The organism is Bradyrhizobium guangxiense (genome assembly GCF_004114915.1).
GTDB lineage: Bacteria > Pseudomonadota > Alphaproteobacteria > Rhizobiales > Xanthobacteraceae > Bradyrhizobium > Bradyrhizobium guangxiense.
This window is the reverse complement of sequence record NZ_CP022219.1, coordinates 3931628-3946139: the sequence shown is the minus strand read 5'-3', so window position 1 is coordinate 3946139 and position 14512 is coordinate 3931628. Positions and strand designations below refer to the sequence as shown.

Here is a 14512-nt window from a genome sequence, read left to right as displayed (position 1 = left end):
GCCCCCTCAATTCCGAAACTGCTCCAGAAACATCCGCAAGCTATCATGCGGGCTCTCGATATCCGTGATCAGCCAGCCCTCGGGACCGTTGACCAGGATGAAGTTCAGCGTCACGGCCCTGCCGCGATTGTCGAAATTCGCGGCGACATAGGTCTTGTCGTATTGCCTGCGGACCACCGCGATCGCGACCGGGCCGAGCTTCCAGCTCTGGCTTTGCACCAGGAAATCGTAGGGTTCGACCCGCGGCGCGCTCCAGGCCCTGCGCAAGGGAGGATCGAAGAATTGCCGGGCTGTGGCCGCATCCCGCGGCAGCCCCTTCGACAGCTCCGGCGCGCCTTCGCCATAATGGGCATAGACGTTGCGGACCAGCGATTCCGGGGTGCGAAAGCCGGCCTCCGCCGCGGCCGGCCAAAGCCCCGCGAACAGGGCCACGATGCCCGCAAGTTCCCTCATGCCCGCTGCTCGCTTTATCGGCTGCCGGTCTTATCTTAAAAGCCTAGCATCCAGTGACCAGGGCCGAAACGACATGCGCGAATTGTTCGAAGAAGCCGCGGGGCAGACCCCGCCCGATCCGCAAGGAGCGATCCGGCAGGCCGCGCGCACGCCCTTGCGCAAGCGCTTCTACAAGGAGGCCGGCGTCACCGATGCCGAGGACGGTTTTGCCATCACGCTCGATGGCAAGCCGATCCGTACACCGTCCGGTCGCCAGGTGGTGATCCCGTCGCGCGAACTCGCCGAGGCCGTGGCTGCGGAATGGGCGGCTCAGGGCGAGGCGATCGATCCATCGACCATGCCGTTGACGCGGATCGCCAACAGCGTGGTCGAGGGCGTGGTCGACCGCGTCGAGTTCGTCAGCGACGACCTTGCGAAATATTTCCAGTCCGATCTGCTGTTCTATCGTGCCGGCCATCCCGAGGGGCTGGTCGCCCGCGAGGCCGCGCATTGGGATCCCGTGCTGTTCTGGGCCGCGGAGACGCTGGGAGCGCATTTCATCCTGTCCGAGGGCATCATGCACGTGAAACAGCCGGACGAGGCGCTTCAGGCGGCCCGCGCCGCGCTGCCCGACGATGCCTGGTCGGTCGCCGCGCTTCACGTGGTGACGACCCTGACCGGCTCGGCGCTGTTGGCGCTGGCGCTGGCTCATGGCGCGCGGGAGCCCGGCCAGGTCTGGGCCGCCGCCCATGTCGATGAGGACTGGAACGCCGACCAGTGGGGCGTGGACGAGGAAGCGGCCGCTCGCCGGGCCACGCGCCTGCGGGATTTCGAAGCTGCCGTGGCGGTCTTGGCGGCGGTCAAGGCGGTGGCGTCCAAAGGTCCTTAACGAGAGGTTTACGACGCAGGCGTTAGGGTGGGGGCATGCTTCCCTGGGCTCCCTGAGATGCCGACGCCGGTCACTTCCATCGTTCCCGTCAGTGCCGCCAGCCGCGCGGCTGATGCGACGACGCCCGACCTCGTGCTTCAGGCCGGCAGCGTCGTGGACGCACGAGTCGTCAGCGTGATGGCCGACAATCTGGTGCGGATTGCGATCGCCAATTTGTCGATGGACGTGATGTCGGAAGTGGCGCTGACACCGGGGCAGAATCTGCAGCTCGCGGTGTCGCAGAATGACGGCACCATCCGGCTCGCCGTGCTGAACGGCGCAGGCGAGGCGGCCAGCGATCAGATCACACTGACGCCGCGTGCGGCCTCGCTGGTGGAGAGCCCGCCGCTTGCGCCCGCGGCGAGCGCGGCACGCAATGCGCTGACGCCGGCGGAGCAGGCGGTTGTCACCACCGCCTCGGCCGAGGCCGTGACAAAGCAGGGCAGTCAGGCACCGCTGTTCGCCAACCTGGCGTCCGTCGTCACCGGCAGCAATCTGCCCGCGGGCCTGAAGCAGGCGGTGCTGGATGTGCTGGCGCAGCAGACGCCGCTCGATTCCGGGCTCGACGGTGCCGACATCGAGTCCGCATTCCAGAAATCCGGCTTGTTCCTCGAGGCCTCGCTGGCCACCGGCGCGACGCCGCCCTCCGGCACGATGCCCGACCTGAAGGCGGCACTGCTGGTGCTGCGCCAGGCCTTGGTCACGCTCGAGGCCGCGGCGCCGCAGGCGCAAGCCGCCGCGCCTCCGGCCAGCATCGCCCCCGCGCCGGCTCAGCCGGCAAATCAGGCCGCGCAGGCCGTGCCGCCGTCGATCGCAGCCGAAACCGCGCAACAGCCGCAAATGCCGCGCGGTGCCAATCTCGCAGCCGCGGTGCTCGCCGACATGACGGCCGACGCGCCGCAAACGGCGATGTCGCGGATCATGTCCGCGGGTCTCGCCGCGAGCCTGCTGCGGGAGGTCACGCAGAACCTGCCGCGTCTCACCGGCAATGTCCCGGGCTCCAACGAGGCCGTGCCCGATAGCCATATCTTCGAGGCCGCGGCGCGGGCGACACCGCCGCCATTTCGTGGCGCGCTGCCATCGGCGCAGTCCATCGTCTCGCCGTCGCTCGCACCGGATGCGCCGCTCTCTGCGACCGTGCATCGCCTGCTCGACGATACCGATGCCGCGATCGCGCGGCAGACCTTGCTCCAGGTCGCATCGCTTCCCGATCGCACTGACGCCAGCGGTCATCGCGTCGATCCCACGGTGCCGCAGTGGAATTTCGAGATTCCCTTTGCAACGCCGCAAGGCACCGCGATGGCGCAATTCGAGATCTCGCGCGACGGCGGCCATGAGTCAGAAGATCCCGCCAGGCGCGCCTGGCGCGCGCGCTTCTCGCTCAATGTCGAGCCGGCGGGCCCGGTCCACGCGCTGATCACGCTGAGCGGCGACAAGACGTTCGTGCGGATGTGGGCGGAGCGGCCGGCGACGGTGCAGCAGCTCCGCGCCGGCATCGGAGAGCTCAATCAGGCGCTGACACGGGCCGAGCTCAAGCCCGGCGACATCATGGTCCGCGAGGGCACGCCGCCGCAACCGGCACCGGCGCGCGCCGGCCACTTTCTGGATCGCGCCACATGAGCGACCCCTCCAAGCTTGCGATCGCGCTGCATTACGAAAAGGGCTCGGGCGCGCCGGTCGTCGTCGCCAAGGGCAAGGGCACGATCGGCGAAAAGATCGTCGAGATCGCCAAGGCCCATGACATCCCGATCGAGGAGAACGAGGTCTTGGCCGGTGCGCTGTCCAAGGTCGAGCTCGGCGACGAGATCCCGCCCGATCTCTACAAGGCCGTCGCGGAAGTCCTGGTGTTCGTGCTGCGGCTGTCGGGCCGGGGGCGGTAGAGCAGCGGTTTTTCGAATAGACCTCGAGATTTAACCCGTCATCGTTTCACCATGGAGCGGCTGCATGGTCGCGCCACCTCCATCGCTCAACGGACATCCCGCTTGCTGACCCGCCGCTCCACCCTCGGCCTTCTCGCCGCAGCCGCCACCATGCCGCAGCGCGCATTCGCCCATGTCGCGCCGCCACGAAATGAAATTCGCGACAGCCTGGCAAAACGCTTCGCCGATCTCGGCACATCCGGCACCTTCGTCGGCTACAAGGTCGAGGACTATCTGGTCGTCGCCAGCGACAAGGAGCGCTCGGGCGAGGGGAAGCTGCCGGCCTCGACCTTCAAGATTTCGAACTCGCTGATCGCGCTCGAGACCGGCGTGGTCGCTGACCCCGACAAGGACGTGTTTGCCTGGGACGGCGTCAAGCGTCCGATCGAGGTTTGGAACAAGGATCACACGCTGCGCAGCGCCATCGCGGTCAGCGCAGTGCCGGTCTACCAGGAGATCGCGCGCCGCATCGGCCAAGAGCGCATGCAGAAATATGTCGACGAGTTCGACTATGGCAATCGCGACATCGGCGGCGGCATCGACCAGTTCTGGCTCACCGGGGCCTTGCGCATCGATCCGGTCGAGCAGATCGATTTCATCGACCGATTGCGCCGCCGCGCGCTGCCGGTTTCCAAACGCAGCCAGGACCTCGTCGCCGACATCCTGCCGGTGACCAAGGTGGGCGACAGCGTCATCCGCGCCAAGTCGGGCCTGCTCGGTGCCGAGCGCGGCGAGCCGTCGCTCGGCTGGATGGTCGGCTGGGCCGAGAAGGGCGAGGCGCATACCGTGTTCGCCCTCAACATGGATTGCAAGGAGCCGCGTCTCATCGGCGAGCGCATGACGCTGACGCAAGCCTGCCTTGCCGATATCGGCGCGATCTAGCGCTGCCGCGCCGGCGGCGCTCGATTAGCATCCTCCCGGCCAAGAAAGAAAACCGGGAGGATCACGATGAACTCAACGCCACTCTGGCTCTCGTCGCTCATGCTTGCCGCAGCCGGCGGCTGGCTCGCCGCAACAATGTTCGCCGGCCCCGCCACCAGCAAGGAGCCGCGTTTTCCGCAGCTCACCATGGATCAGCTCGATGCCAAGCAGAAGCCGCTCGGCGAGCAGATCATGAAGGTGTCGAGTGTCGGCATCGGCGGTCCCTACAATCCGATGATCCGCAGCCCGGTGCTGGGCCAGCGCCTGTTCGACCTGTTCCATTATCTGCGCTGGGAGACCTCGGTCCCGATCAAGCTCAACGAGTTTGCGATCCTGATCATCGGGCGGCAGTGGCGTTCTCAGGTGGAGTGGTTTGCGCATGCGCCGCTGGCGGCCAAGGCAGGCTTGTCGGCCGACATCATCGCGGAGCTGAAGGCCAACAAGCGGCCGTCGAAGATGGCCGAGGACGAGGCGGCGGTCTACGATTTCGTCACCGAGCTCACCACAACCAAGAAGGTTTCCGACGAGACCTATGCGCGGGCGAAGGAGGTGTTCAACGACCAGCAGATCGTCGATTTGACCGCGGTCGCCGGCAACTACGTGATGGTGGCGATGCTGCTGGCGATGGCCGAGGAGACCGTGCCGCCGGACAAGCAGGAGCCGTTCAAGCCGGGTGAGCCGTGATAGGAGCTTGCGGCCATCCTCGAACCCATGCAGGCCCCGGCTGCCTCTCAGCCCAGCTTGAACAGCGCCTGCAGGAACTCCACCACCGCCTTGCGCGACTCCGCCGCCGTCGTTGGATTGCCGCCGACATGCGGGTTCAGCTCGACGCAGGAATCCTTGTAGGTGAAGGGGGCGTTGGTATCACCATTCATCAGCACGCCGCCATCACCTTCCCTGATCTTGCAGCTGCGCACGGTCTGCGCGTTGGCTGATACGGCCACGGTGCCGACGCCGAGCAGGCCGCTGTCAAACCCGTGCGCGCTGTCGGGGTATTCGGTCAGTACCACGTCGCGCCCGGCCGTCTTGAGCCGTTCGACGAAGGCCTTGCAGCTCTTCACAGGATTATAGTCGTCGGGCGAGCCGTGGAAGATGCGGATCGGTCGTGCGCGACCTCGTTGTCGCTCCGATACGTCGTCGAGCAGTCCGGATAGAACGGGATATAGGCCGCGAACTGGATGCCTGACTTGTTCCAGAGCTTGTTGAAGCGGTCGAGGCTCGCATAGAGCGTCGCCTGTCCGCCGCGGGAAAAGCCCATCAGCACGATGCGATCAGGGTCGACGCGTGGATGTTTCGCCAGGATCTCCAGGGAGCGGTAGATGTCCACGATCAGGTTGAGTCGACCGAGCAGGGCCTGGTTCGGCCCGACCACCGTCAGCCCGCGGCCGGTGAATCCATCGATCACGAAGGTCGAGATGCCCATGGCGTTGAAGGCGTGCACCCAGGCTTCGGTGGTGGCGCCGACGCCGCTCGAGCCGTGCATCAGCACCACGACGGGGAGCTTGCCGGTGCCTTGCGCGACGCGGAGTTCGCCGGCCACCGTCACCGGCCGACCGGCGGCGGCATCGCCGCTGAGGAATTGCTGGTCGGAGAGGGTGAGGGAGGGGATCGGATAGATCTCGGCGCGGGTGGCGACTTCCCTGGGCAGGGACTGCGCATGGGCGAGCACGGTGGAAGCGCAGAGTGCAATGAGCGCCATGGCGGCGCGGAATGCCGTCGGCATCGGATCCTCCCTGATGTTTTTTTCAGTAGAACAACGTGCCGGAGTGCTGTCAATTTGTCGCGGCTCGGCCTCAGGCCTTGTCGGTAGTCTTCTTCGCCGTCAGCGCCTGCTCGATCGCAAAGCCGCCGATCTCGCTCATGGCCTGCGAGATCACGTCGCCCTTGCGGGCAAAGCCGGCCGAGAGAAAGTCGAACTGCGTCCGCGCCAGCCGCAGCACCTCGATCGGCACGGAGACCACGGTCTCGTTGAAACTGTCGACGGAGGCGCGCAAGCTGTCCAGCTCGCTGGTGAGGTTGCCGATATGGCTCTCGGCATTCTGCATCAGGCCGATCAGCTTGCCGCGCTCGGCGTCGAAGGCGGCGCGCTCGGCCGCGGCTGCTGCCGTGACCTCGGCGAGCTGCGCCCGCAGCAGCTCGATCTTGCCGGCCATGGCATCTGCGGCGCGCTCGGCGACCTCGCGCAGCTCGGAGTTGCGCGTGCCTTCGATCTGCTGCTCGTGATACAGCCGCTCGGCCGACATCGCCCGCTGTGCCAGCGACTCGATCAGCTTCGCGGCGCGCAGCAGCATCTCGCCATTCCGCCCCGACACCATGCTGGCCATCCGCCGCAGGAAATCGGTGGTTTCGGACGATGACTTCGGCGGCAGGGGGACGACCGTCGCGGACATGAGTGATGCTTGCAGCCAGACGTGATGACCGCCGCCGTACCGACTGGGCTCACGCAACACTCGGCGCCTGATCGTAAGCTTGAAGCAAGCCTGAATCGGCGGGCGCGGTCAACAGCCTGACGCTGCGCTCCATCCGGGCTATCCCGTCCGCCGAAGCCGGGCCGCCACTACCGTCAGGCGTCCTTCTGCCGGCCGATTCGTCCCAGATGGGTGAAGCCGAACCCGGCGGAATATTTCAGCCCGTAGCCCAGCGCCCGGTCGATGCCGATATGGGCGAGCCAAATCAAGGCGATGGACAGGGTGAGCGGCGAGGCGAGGCCAAAGCCCAGTGTCAGCAGCGTCACCGGCGCCATGTAGCTGTGGGCGGCGTTGTAGACCATCGCGCCGAAGCGCGTGTCGGCGAGGTATGCGAGGAAGCTCAGATCGGGGACGAAGAACAGCAGGGCAAACACCAGCCAGGAGCCGTCCCAGGCCCAGTAGAGCATCACCATGCCTGCGAACAGGGTCAGGCCCTCCAGGCGCAGCAGGGTCCTGACGCCACCTGTCGCAGCTCCTGTTTCGGTCGCTCGCTCGTCCATCTAGGCCTCCCAGGCAAAACATTGTAATTCCTTGCGCTTTCACGCTGCGTCAAGGCAGCCCTGCGGCGCCGAAAGCCGCTTCCCGGTCTGCAAAATGCCGTGTTAGAACCCCCGGCAAGCATGGCTTAGTTAAGAACTGGCGGGAGCAAATGAAGCACATCCTGGACGCCCTTGAAGATCGTCGTGCCGGCGCAAAGCTCGGCGGCGGCGAAAAGCGCATCGAGGCGCAGCACGCCCGCGGCAAGCTGACCGCGCGCGAGCGCATCGAGCTCTTGCTCGACAAGGGATCGTTCGAGGAGTTCGACATGTTCGTCGAGCACCGCTCCACCGAGTTCGGCATGGAGAAGACCAAGGTACCCGGCGACGGCGTCGTCACCGGCTGGGGCACCGTCAACGGCCGCAAGACCTTTGTGTTCGCCAAGGACTTCACGGTGTTCGGCGGCTCGCTGTCCGAGACCCACGCGCTGAAGATCACCAAGTTGCAGGACATGGCGATGAAGGCGAGGGCGCCCATCATCGGCCTCTATGACGCGGGCGGCGCCCGCATCCAGGAGGGCGTTGCCGCGCTCGCCGGCTATTCCTACGTGTTCCGCCGCAACGTGCTCGCCTCCGGCGTGATCCCGCAGATCTCCGTCATCATGGGCCCCTGCGCCGGCGGCGACGTCTATTCGCCTGCCATGACCGACTTCATCTTCATGGTGAAGAACACCAGCTACATGTTCGTCACCGGCCCCGACGTGGTGAAGACCGTCACCAACGAGGTCGTCACGGCGGAAGAGCTCGGCGGTGCCTCGGTGCACGCGACGCGCTCCTCGATCGCCGACGGCGCCTTCGAGAACGATGTCGAGACGCTGCTGCAGATGCGGCGCCTGATCGACTTCCTGCCGTCCAACAACACCGACGGCGTGCCGGAATGGCCGAGCTTCGACGACATCGGCCGCGTCGACATGTCCTTGGACACGCTGGTCCCCGACAATCCGAACAAGCCCTACGACATGAAGGAATTGATCCTCAAGGTCGTGGACGAGGGCGACTTCTTCGAGCTCGCGGAAGCCTTCGCCAAGAACATCGTCACCGGCTTCGGCCGCATCGCGGGCCGCACCGTCGGCTTCGTCGCCAACCAGCCGATGGTGCTGGCGGGCGTGCTCGACAGCGACGCCTCGCGCAAGGCGGCGCGCTTCGTCCGCTTCTGCGACGCCTTCAACATCCCGATCGTGACCTTCGTCGACGTGCCGGGCTTCCTGCCTGGAACCGCGCAGGAATATGGCGGCCTGATCAAGCACGGCGCAAAACTGCTGTTCGCCTATTCGCAATGCACCGTGCCGCTGGTCACGGTCATCACCCGCAAGGCCTATGGCGGCGCCTTCGACGTCATGGCCTCCAAGGAGATCGGCGCCGACATGAACTACGCCTGGCCGACCGCCCAGATCGCGGTGATGGGCGCCAAGGGCGCGGTCGAGATCATCTTCCGCAGTGACATCGGCGACCCCGACAAGATCGCCGCGCGCACCAAGGAATACGAAGACCGCTTCCTGTCGCCGTTCATCGCCGCCGAGCGCGGCTATATCGACGACGTCATCATGCCGCACTCGACCCGCAAGCGCATCGCGCGGGCGCTGGCGATGCTGAAGGACAAGAAAACGGAAATGCCGGCGAAGAAGCACGACAATTTGCCGTTGTGAGGACGCTTAGCCCGGATGAGCGGAGCGACATCCGGGTCTTTGCCGAGGTCCCGCATGTCGCTTTACTCATGCGGGCTACCGCTTACTGCTGATTCGATCCCATGACCGAAGCCGATCCGATCGACGAAATCTCCGACATCGAAGATCGGATCGAGCGGCTCGCCGAGATCGCCGAACGATGCCGGAAGTACATTCTGGCATCCAAGATCGCGATCGGCGGCGGGGCTGTGCTGCTACTCGTGACGATCCTTGGCCTGTTCGGATTTGGTCAGACCGCCGCGCTCGGATCGATTGCGCTGGTGCTGGGAGGGATCGTCTCGCTCGGCTCGAATGTCTCGACGCTGCGGCAGACGGACGAGGCCATCAGTGCGGCAGAGGCGCGGCGTGCGGCGTTGATCGGCAGCATTGACCTCAGGGTCGTCGCCGATGCCCCGCTGAAGCTGGTCTGACGCGCACCGGCACGCTCACGCGGCGGTCTTGAGTGTCAGCTCCGACAATTCGGTGCGGCATTCGGCGGCGAAGGCCTGAAGCCGATCGGCGGTGTGCCGGTCGAGGATGGCTTTGGCCAGCCGCTCGGCGCGGGCGATCTGTCGCTTGAGATATTCGATGCGCAGCATGTGGCACCTGTCGAATGGCTTTGTTCCGATGGCGGCAACTCTACGCCGGGCAGCGGGTCGATTATGTGAGGCGCATCACACCCCGCGCGCCTTATCCGCCGCGGCGAAATGCGCCAGCTGGTCCGCATGCGCCTTGGCGAACGCTGGGCGGCCGGTGGCGCGCGCGACATAGGCACGGCAGGCGGGACTGTCCGCCAGCCCGCCGAATTGATCGATGACGCGCAGCACATCCGCCATCAGGATGTCGGCGACGGAGAAGGAACCGGCCAGCCATTTTCGGCCGGCGAGCACCGGCTCGAGATGCCTCAGCCGAAGCTTGAGAAAGTCGTCGACGAATTTCCACGCCGCCGTGTCGGTCGGATGTCCCATGAACTTCGACATCCCCCAGGGCAGGCTGGCGATCTCCACCGAATTGAGCGCTGCGAACACCCATTTCGTCGCTTCAGTGCGGCCGCGCGGATCTCTCGGCATCAGCTTCTCGCTGCGCTCGCCGAGATGCAGCAGGATCGCGCCGGTCTCGAAGATCGAGATGTCGCCGTCGGTCAGCCACGGCACCTGGCCGAACGGCTGGGGCGCGAGGGGTGCGGCCCCGCGATCATCGAACGGAGCGCTGGCGACGCGATAGGGCAGGCCGGCCTCTTCGAGGGCCCAGCGCACGCGAAGGTCGCGCACGAGGCCACGCGGCGGTTCGGGAACCCAGTTGAAGGTGGTCAGGGTGAGGTCGGCCATCTGCTGTCTCCGTGTCCTGTTCGAAGCAAGGACGAGCGAAGAGCGGCCATTCCGACACCACGGCCAACTCTTTTTTGTCACCGGCGGCTGAAGCAGTTAGTCTCGGTGCAAACAACAGGAGCAAATCCGATGCCCGCCGCCTTCTTCGTCGTCCGTGCCACCGTCTCCGATGCCGACAAGCGCGCCGCTTTCGACCGATGGTACGAGACGGAACATGTGCCCGATGCGGTGGAGGCATTTGGCGTGAGCAAGGCGTGGCGGTTCTGGAGCCTCGATGATCCCTCGCTGCATCAAGCGATGTATCAGTTCGATGACGAGGCCAAGCTCGCGGCGATGCTGAAAGGTGATGCGCTGCAAAAGCTGGTCGCCGACTTCAACCGCGACTGGCCCGACGTGAAGCGCACGCGCGAGACGCTGGTGCTGGCGCAGGAATTCGTCGGTAGCGAGGTCCTGTAGCGCGATCGCGCTGCACTCGATCCGGGCTACGAATTCTCATCTACACTCGATTCAGCCTCGGTTGATTCAGCCCTGGTTCATGTCCCGACCGCGACACTTCCTCTGCATCACTTGCCAGGTAGCCTAGAGGTTATGTCATGGAGCGTCGGAACTTTTTGAAACTTGCATTGGGTGTGACCGCGGGCGCGGCGGCCTTCGCCGCGACGGCGACGCAGGCCGCGCCGCTGTCACCGCAGCCGCTCGGTGATCCCGCTCGCACGTCGCAAGGCAATCCCGACGCTCATCCGGCCGTCACCACCAGCGAGGAAGCCGCCAAGCTGACGCCCGAGCAGGTGCACTGGCATGGCCATCACCGCCACTGGGGCTGGCACCGCCGTCATTGGCGGCGGCATCACCGACGCTGGCACCGCCGCCACTACTGGTAGCCTTGCGACAATTCGCGGACTGGACGGGGATCGCCGCTGGCGGTCCCCGTTTCGATTCTGGAGGCGCTTCAGTTCCACGCCGCTTGAAGCGTCGGCAGCCTCCAAAGAAAAAAGGCCGCGCAGGCTTTCGCCGCGCGGCCAATTAGCGATGTGAAAAGGCGAGATCAGAACGGACGGCAGCGGCCGGCGTACCAGCGGAAGCCATAGGGGCACACGCGGGCGCGGGGCACGACGACAACCGGCGGGGCGACGACGACAGGGGCAGGGCGGACAACGACCGGACCGCGCATCGGACGGCAGCCGCCATAAGGGCCGCGATACCAGCCGGGACCGCAACCGCCGGCGGCGCTGGCCGCCTCGCTGAAACCGACCACGGCACTGGCGAGCATGGCGGCGGCGAACAGGTATTTCATTTGATCTTCCTTCTTGTCCTTGGGGGAGGCTCAGGGGAATGGCGCTTGCGGCGCACAATGAATCAACAGACACGATTCGACACGTTCAATCTGGGAGACTCGTGCCGATGCGTCGCGATCCAAACCTGCCAATCATGACCTGAATGCGGCATGAACGTTCGCCGCATCCTGCCTCACGCGACACGCAACGCTCGCTAACGGCCGAGAAAGCCCAGCACCAGCTCGCGATACTTTTCGGGCGACTCCAGGAAGACGAGATGCCCGGTGTCGGGGATCACCTCGGCCCGCGCGTTCGGCATCGTCGCGGCGAGCTGCTTCGCAAGCTCTGCATTCTGTCCCATCTTTGCGCGCAGCGCTTCGGGCGCGAGCGGCCGGCCCGGCGCGTTGTGGTCGTCGGCGCCCATGATGAACAGCGTCGGCAGCGCGATCAGAGGGATCTCGTGTGCGACCGGCTCACGATAGATCATCTGGCCGGAACTGACGAAGGCGCGCAGCCAGCGCGGATAGTCGGGGCTGCCCTTGATGTTGAAGCGGGCATCTATGAACGGCGTGATCGCGTCGCCAGGCAGCTTGATCGCGTAGTTGGTCTGCAGCTGCTTGCGATAGCCGTCCGCGGTGAGCTTGTCCTCAGTCTCGATCATCTTCTCGGTCGGCGTCGGCGGCACATAGAAGCGGTAGTCTTCGAGTCCGATCGGCGCTGTCAGCACCAGATGGGCGACGCGGTCGGGATAGGCACGCGCGATGCGCACGCCCAGCATGCCGCCGAGCGAATGCGCGACGATCTCGGCCTTGTCGATCTTGAGATGGTCGAGCAGTGCGATGGTATTGCGCGCCAGATTGTCGAAATGCAATTCGCCCGCCGGCTTGGAGGACTTGCCGAAGCCGACCTGGTCCGGCACCACGACGCGGAACCCGGCCTCGCTCAGCATCTTGATGACAGGCGCCCAATAGCTCGATGGAAAATTGCGCCCGTGCAGCAGCACCGCGGCGCGGCCGTTCGGTTGCGCGGGCGCTACGTCCATATAGGCCATGCTGAGCTGCTCGCCGTCATTGACAACGGGCAGCAGATGCACGGGATAGGGATAGGCAAAGCCTTCCAGCGCAATGCCGTAGGGCTCGCGCGGTGCGGTCTCGGCAGCGTGGGCGGAGGTGAGCGGCGAAGCGAGGAGAGCGGCGGCGAGTGCGGCCGGGAGGAAGCGGTTCATTTGGGGGTCTCATAATTGGAGCCGTCATTCCGGGGTGCACGGAGCGCGAATCCGGAATCTCGAGATTCCGAGGTCGATGCTTTGCATCGCCCCGGAATGACGTTGGCCATAAACGCGTGGACGGCCGGGTCAAGCGCGGCCATGACCAGAGCGCACATTCACACGCAAACGTGCGATCCCACACAGATTGCGTGATCAATCCTTCCCGTTGCCAAACAGCGCGGCAAACTGCTTCTCACCAGTGCGGGTGAAGTTCACGACGCGGCTCCCCGGGGTCGCGTCGCGTGCCGCCCACTTCAACTCGGCGAAGCGCTGCATCATGGCAGCGCCCAGCGTACCGGCGAGGTGGTGCCGCCGCTCGCTCCAGTCGAGGCAGGCCTTGCACACCGGACGGCGCGGGTGGGCGAGCATGTCGGGCGAGATCTGCAGATGCTTGGCGAGAAAACGCTCGCCCTCGGCGGTGAGCTCGATGTCCTGCTTCTTCTGCCTGACCAGATTCCGCTCGCGCAGGGAATCGAGCATCTGCACGCCGAGATCGCCAGCGAGATGGTCGTAGCAGATCCGCGCGCGCCGCAGCGCCGGATCCTTTGGTCCGGTACGCACCCGCATATGGCCGGTCCGCGCGGCGAGACCCGCAAGGCCCTCGAGCACGCCGGCGACGTCGTCGTCGGTGAGGCGGTAGTAGCGGTGGCGGCCCTGCTTCTCCGGCTCGACCAGGCCTCCGGCCTCGAGCTTGGCCAGATGCGAGCTCGCCGTCTGCGGCGTGATGCCGGCCTCCTGCGCCAGCTCGCTCGCCGTCAGCGCGCGGCCGTTCATCAGCGCGGTGAGCATGTTGGCGCGGGCGGGGTCGCCGACCAGCGAAGCGACCATGGCGATGTCGGGTCCTGATTTCATGCTTCGATGGTAGCCGAAGCATTGACGTCGGGCAAGGGCGTAGCTTCTCACCAACGCGTCATTGCGCACACAGCGAAACCGTAGGGTAGGCAAAGGAGCGTAGCGACGTGCCCATCATTCTTCGTTGCGGAGAATCGACGTGGGCACGCTTCGCTTTGCCCACCCACCCTAGGAGACTGCGCTCGCATTGACGGCGTGGAAACACAGGAGCCCATCATGTCCGTCACCGTCTTCATCCGCTACCAGCTCGATCCGTTCAAGCGGGCGCAGTTCGAGGCGTACTCGAAGCGCTGGCTCACCGTCATTCCGAAATGCGGTGGTGATCTGATCGGCTACTTCATGCCGCATGAGGGCACCAACAACATCGCCTTTGCTCTGATCACCTTCGAGAGTCTCGCCGCTTATGAAGCCTATCGCGCCCGGCTGCGGCAGGATGCCGAAGGCATGGCCAATTTCCATTTCGCCGAGGAGCACAAATTCATCCTCGCCGAAGAGCGCACCTTCCTGCGTAAGGTGGTATTGTAGGCCAATATCGCAGCAGCAGGAGACGCCTATGATCGCCGTGATCTTCGAGGTCTGGCCGAAGCCGGAACACCGCCAGGATTATTTCGACCTCGCAGCCGATCTGAAGCCGATCCTGCAAACCATCGACGGCTTCATCTCGGTCGAGCGCTTCGAAAGCCTGACCGAGAAGGGCAAGATCCTGTCGGTGTCGTTCTGGCGCGACGAGGCGGCGGTTGCTGCCTGGCGCAACACGATGGAGCACCGCCGCACCCAGGCCAAGGGCAGGGCGCAGATCTTTGCCGATTATCACCTGCGCATCGCCAGCGTGGTCAGGGACTACGGCATGAATGATCGCGAGCAGGCGCCGAAGGACAGCCGGGCGGTGCACGACGCGCACTAGCGCTGTCGGCCCGCTCTGG

Annotated in this window: 19 protein-coding genes and 1 pseudogene; 11 read left to right on the top strand and 9 right to left on the bottom strand. The window is 65.4% G+C overall.

Going from position 1 to position 14512, the window contains the following annotated elements:
* Window positions 1-6: 6 nt before the first annotated feature.
* Window positions 7-453 (bottom strand): hypothetical protein, encoded by a 447-nt coding sequence (locus tag X268_RS18825; RefSeq protein ID WP_128926326.1) that lies wholly within the window; start codon window positions 451-453, stop codon window positions 7-9.
* Between the two features lie 73 nt (window positions 454-526).
* On the opposite strand from X268_RS18825, the gene X268_RS18820 reads away from it, so the two are divergent.
* The 5 genes from X268_RS18820 (at window position 527) to X268_RS18795 (ending at window position 4884) form a co-directional block, all read left to right on the top strand.
* On the top strand, window positions 527-1321 hold the full coding sequence (locus tag X268_RS18820; RefSeq protein WP_128926325.1) for an ATP12 family chaperone protein: 795 nt from the start codon (window positions 527-529) through the stop codon (window positions 1319-1321).
* 57 nt (window positions 1322-1378) lie between these two features.
* Window positions 1379-2980, top strand: a complete 1602-nt coding sequence (gene fliK, locus X268_RS18810) for a flagellar hook-length control protein FliK (RefSeq protein WP_164937808.1) — start codon at window positions 1379-1381, stop codon at window positions 2978-2980.
* Entirely contained in the window at window positions 2977-3240 is a 264-nt protein-coding gene (locus X268_RS18805) for an EscU/YscU/HrcU family type III secretion system export apparatus switch protein (RefSeq protein WP_025036968.1), read from the top strand. The genes fliK and X268_RS18805 overlap by 4 nt, the downstream gene beginning before the upstream one ends.
* Window positions 3241-3342: 102 nt before the next feature.
* Window positions 3343-4161, top strand: a complete 819-nt coding sequence (gene blaOXA / locus X268_RS18800; protein WP_128926324.1) for a class D beta-lactamase — start codon at window positions 3343-3345, stop codon at window positions 4159-4161.
* A 66-nt stretch (window positions 4162-4227) separates the two neighbouring features.
* Window positions 4228-4884 carry a carboxymuconolactone decarboxylase family protein gene (locus X268_RS18795; protein WP_128926323.1) on the top strand — a complete coding sequence of 219 codons (657 nt, stop codon included), beginning with the start codon at window positions 4228-4230 and terminating at the stop codon, window positions 4882-4884.
* 47 nt (window positions 4885-4931) lie between these two features.
* Here X268_RS18795 and X268_RS18790 read toward each other — a convergent pair.
* The 3 genes and pseudogenes from X268_RS18790 to X268_RS18780 form a co-directional block, all read right to left on the bottom strand.
* Window positions 4932-5923 (bottom strand): annotated as a pseudogene (locus X268_RS18790) (dienelactone hydrolase family protein).
* A gap of 70 nt (window positions 5924-5993) precedes the next feature.
* Entirely contained in the window at window positions 5994-6590 is a 597-nt protein-coding gene (locus X268_RS18785) for a hypothetical protein (protein ID WP_128926322.1), read from the bottom strand.
* Window positions 6591-6763: 173 nt separating this feature from the next.
* Window positions 6764-7168, bottom strand: coding sequence for a DUF4260 domain-containing protein (locus tag X268_RS18780; protein WP_128926321.1), 405 nt, complete (start codon window positions 7166-7168; stop codon window positions 6764-6766).
* A gap of 149 nt (window positions 7169-7317) precedes the next feature.
* Between X268_RS18780 and X268_RS18775 the strand changes: the two genes are divergently transcribed.
* Together X268_RS18775 and X268_RS18770 are read left to right on the top strand one after the other, a co-directional pair.
* Complete coding sequence (locus X268_RS18775) at window positions 7318-8850, top strand: acyl-CoA carboxylase subunit beta (RefSeq protein ID WP_128926320.1); 1533 nt, start codon at window positions 7318-7320, stop codon at window positions 8848-8850.
* Window positions 8851-8951: 101 nt separating this feature from the next.
* On the top strand, window positions 8952-9299 hold the full coding sequence (locus X268_RS18770) for a hypothetical protein (RefSeq protein WP_128926319.1): 348 nt from the start codon (window positions 8952-8954) through the stop codon (window positions 9297-9299).
* Window positions 9300-9314: 15 nt separating this feature from the next.
* Here X268_RS18770 and X268_RS39520 read toward each other — a convergent pair whose 3' ends face one another.
* Together X268_RS39520 and X268_RS18765 are read right to left on the bottom strand one after the other, a co-directional pair.
* Window positions 9315-9467: a hypothetical protein gene (locus X268_RS39520; RefSeq protein ID WP_164937807.1), complete on the bottom strand. Its 153-nt coding sequence runs from the start codon at window positions 9465-9467 to the stop codon at window positions 9315-9317.
* Between the two features lie 75 nt (window positions 9468-9542).
* Window positions 9543-10196 (bottom strand): glutathione S-transferase family protein, encoded by a 654-nt coding sequence (locus X268_RS18765; protein ID WP_128926318.1) that lies wholly within the window; start codon window positions 10194-10196, stop codon window positions 9543-9545.
* Between the two features lie 129 nt (window positions 10197-10325).
* On the opposite strand from X268_RS18765, the gene X268_RS18760 reads away from it, so the two are divergent.
* Together X268_RS18760 and X268_RS18755 are read left to right on the top strand one after the other, a co-directional pair.
* On the top strand, window positions 10326-10652 hold the full coding sequence (locus X268_RS18760; RefSeq protein ID WP_128926317.1) for a hypothetical protein: 327 nt from the start codon (window positions 10326-10328) through the stop codon (window positions 10650-10652).
* A gap of 137 nt (window positions 10653-10789) precedes the next feature.
* The gene (locus tag X268_RS18755; protein WP_128926316.1) at window positions 10790-11077 is read left to right on the top strand and encodes a twin-arginine translocation signal domain-containing protein; all 288 of its coding nucleotides are present in this window, start codon (window positions 10790-10792) and stop codon (window positions 11075-11077) included.
* 164 nt (window positions 11078-11241) lie between these two features.
* Here the strand turns inward: X268_RS18755 and X268_RS18750 are convergent, their stop codons facing one another.
* The 3 genes from X268_RS18750 to X268_RS18740 form a co-directional block, all read right to left on the bottom strand.
* Window positions 11242-11490 (bottom strand): GCG_CRPN prefix-to-repeats domain-containing protein, encoded by a 249-nt coding sequence (locus X268_RS18750; RefSeq protein ID WP_128926315.1) that lies wholly within the window; start codon window positions 11488-11490, stop codon window positions 11242-11244.
* Window positions 11491-11684: 194 nt separating this feature from the next.
* The gene (locus tag X268_RS18745) at window positions 11685-12695 is read right to left on the bottom strand and encodes an alpha/beta fold hydrolase (RefSeq protein WP_128926314.1); all 1011 of its coding nucleotides are present in this window, start codon (window positions 12693-12695) and stop codon (window positions 11685-11687) included.
* A gap of 195 nt (window positions 12696-12890) precedes the next feature.
* Window positions 12891-13589, bottom strand: coding sequence for a winged helix-turn-helix domain-containing protein (locus X268_RS18740; protein WP_128919643.1), 699 nt, complete (start codon window positions 13587-13589; stop codon window positions 12891-12893).
* Between the two features lie 216 nt (window positions 13590-13805).
* Here X268_RS18740 and X268_RS18735 point away from each other — a divergent pair, with 216 nt between their 5' ends.
* Window positions 13806-14114, top strand: a complete 309-nt coding sequence (locus X268_RS18735; protein ID WP_164937806.1) for an NIPSNAP family protein — start codon at window positions 13806-13808, stop codon at window positions 14112-14114.
* Between the two features lie 28 nt (window positions 14115-14142).
* On the top strand, window positions 14143-14493 hold the full coding sequence (locus X268_RS18730; RefSeq protein ID WP_128926311.1) for an antibiotic biosynthesis monooxygenase family protein: 351 nt from the start codon (window positions 14143-14145) through the stop codon (window positions 14491-14493).
* The last annotated feature ends 19 nt before the right edge of the window (window positions 14494-14512 follow it).

Excerpts from the sequence above, each read along its gene's own strand:
- X268_RS18825 (WP_128926326.1), bottom strand. The coding sequence starts at position 453 with ATGAGGGAACTTGCGGGCATCGTGGCCCTGTTCGCGGGGCTTTGGCCG.
- X268_RS18820 (WP_128926325.1), top strand. The coding sequence starts at position 527 with ATGCGCGAATTGTTCGAAGAAGCCGCGGGGCAGACCCCGCCCGATCCG.
- fliK (WP_164937808.1), top strand. The coding sequence starts at position 1,379 with ATGCCGACGCCGGTCACTTCCATCGTTCCCGTCAGTGCCGCCAGCCGC.
- X268_RS18805 (WP_025036968.1), top strand. The coding sequence starts at position 2,977 with ATGAGCGACCCCTCCAAGCTTGCGATCGCGCTGCATTACGAAAAGGGC.
- X268_RS18795 (WP_128926323.1), top strand. The coding sequence starts at position 4,228 with ATGAACTCAACGCCACTCTGGCTCTCGTCGCTCATGCTTGCCGCAGCC.
- X268_RS18785 (WP_128926322.1), bottom strand. The coding sequence starts at position 6,590 with ATGTCCGCGACGGTCGTCCCCCTGCCGCCGAAGTCATCGTCCGAAACC.
- X268_RS18780 (WP_128926321.1), bottom strand. The coding sequence starts at position 7,168 with ATGGACGAGCGAGCGACCGAAACAGGAGCTGCGACAGGTGGCGTCAGG.
- X268_RS18775 (WP_128926320.1), top strand. The coding sequence starts at position 7,318 with ATGAAGCACATCCTGGACGCCCTTGAAGATCGTCGTGCCGGCGCAAAG.
- X268_RS18770 (WP_128926319.1), top strand. The coding sequence starts at position 8,952 with ATGACCGAAGCCGATCCGATCGACGAAATCTCCGACATCGAAGATCGG.
- X268_RS39520 (WP_164937807.1), bottom strand. The coding sequence starts at position 9,467 with ATGCTGCGCATCGAATATCTCAAGCGACAGATCGCCCGCGCCGAGCGG.
- X268_RS18765 (WP_128926318.1), bottom strand. The coding sequence starts at position 10,196 with ATGGCCGACCTCACCCTGACCACCTTCAACTGGGTTCCCGAACCGCCG.
- X268_RS18760 (WP_128926317.1), top strand. The coding sequence starts at position 10,326 with ATGCCCGCCGCCTTCTTCGTCGTCCGTGCCACCGTCTCCGATGCCGAC.
- X268_RS18755 (WP_128926316.1), top strand. The coding sequence starts at position 10,790 with ATGGAGCGTCGGAACTTTTTGAAACTTGCATTGGGTGTGACCGCGGGC.
- X268_RS18750 (WP_128926315.1), bottom strand. The coding sequence starts at position 11,490 with ATGAAATACCTGTTCGCCGCCGCCATGCTCGCCAGTGCCGTGGTCGGT.
- X268_RS18745 (WP_128926314.1), bottom strand. The coding sequence starts at position 12,695 with ATGAACCGCTTCCTCCCGGCCGCACTCGCCGCCGCTCTCCTCGCTTCG.
- X268_RS18740 (WP_128919643.1), bottom strand. The coding sequence starts at position 13,589 with ATGAAATCAGGACCCGACATCGCCATGGTCGCTTCGCTGGTCGGCGAC.
- X268_RS18735 (WP_164937806.1), top strand. The coding sequence starts at position 13,806 with ATGTCCGTCACCGTCTTCATCCGCTACCAGCTCGATCCGTTCAAGCGG.
- X268_RS18730 (WP_128926311.1), top strand. The coding sequence starts at position 14,143 with ATGATCGCCGTGATCTTCGAGGTCTGGCCGAAGCCGGAACACCGCCAG.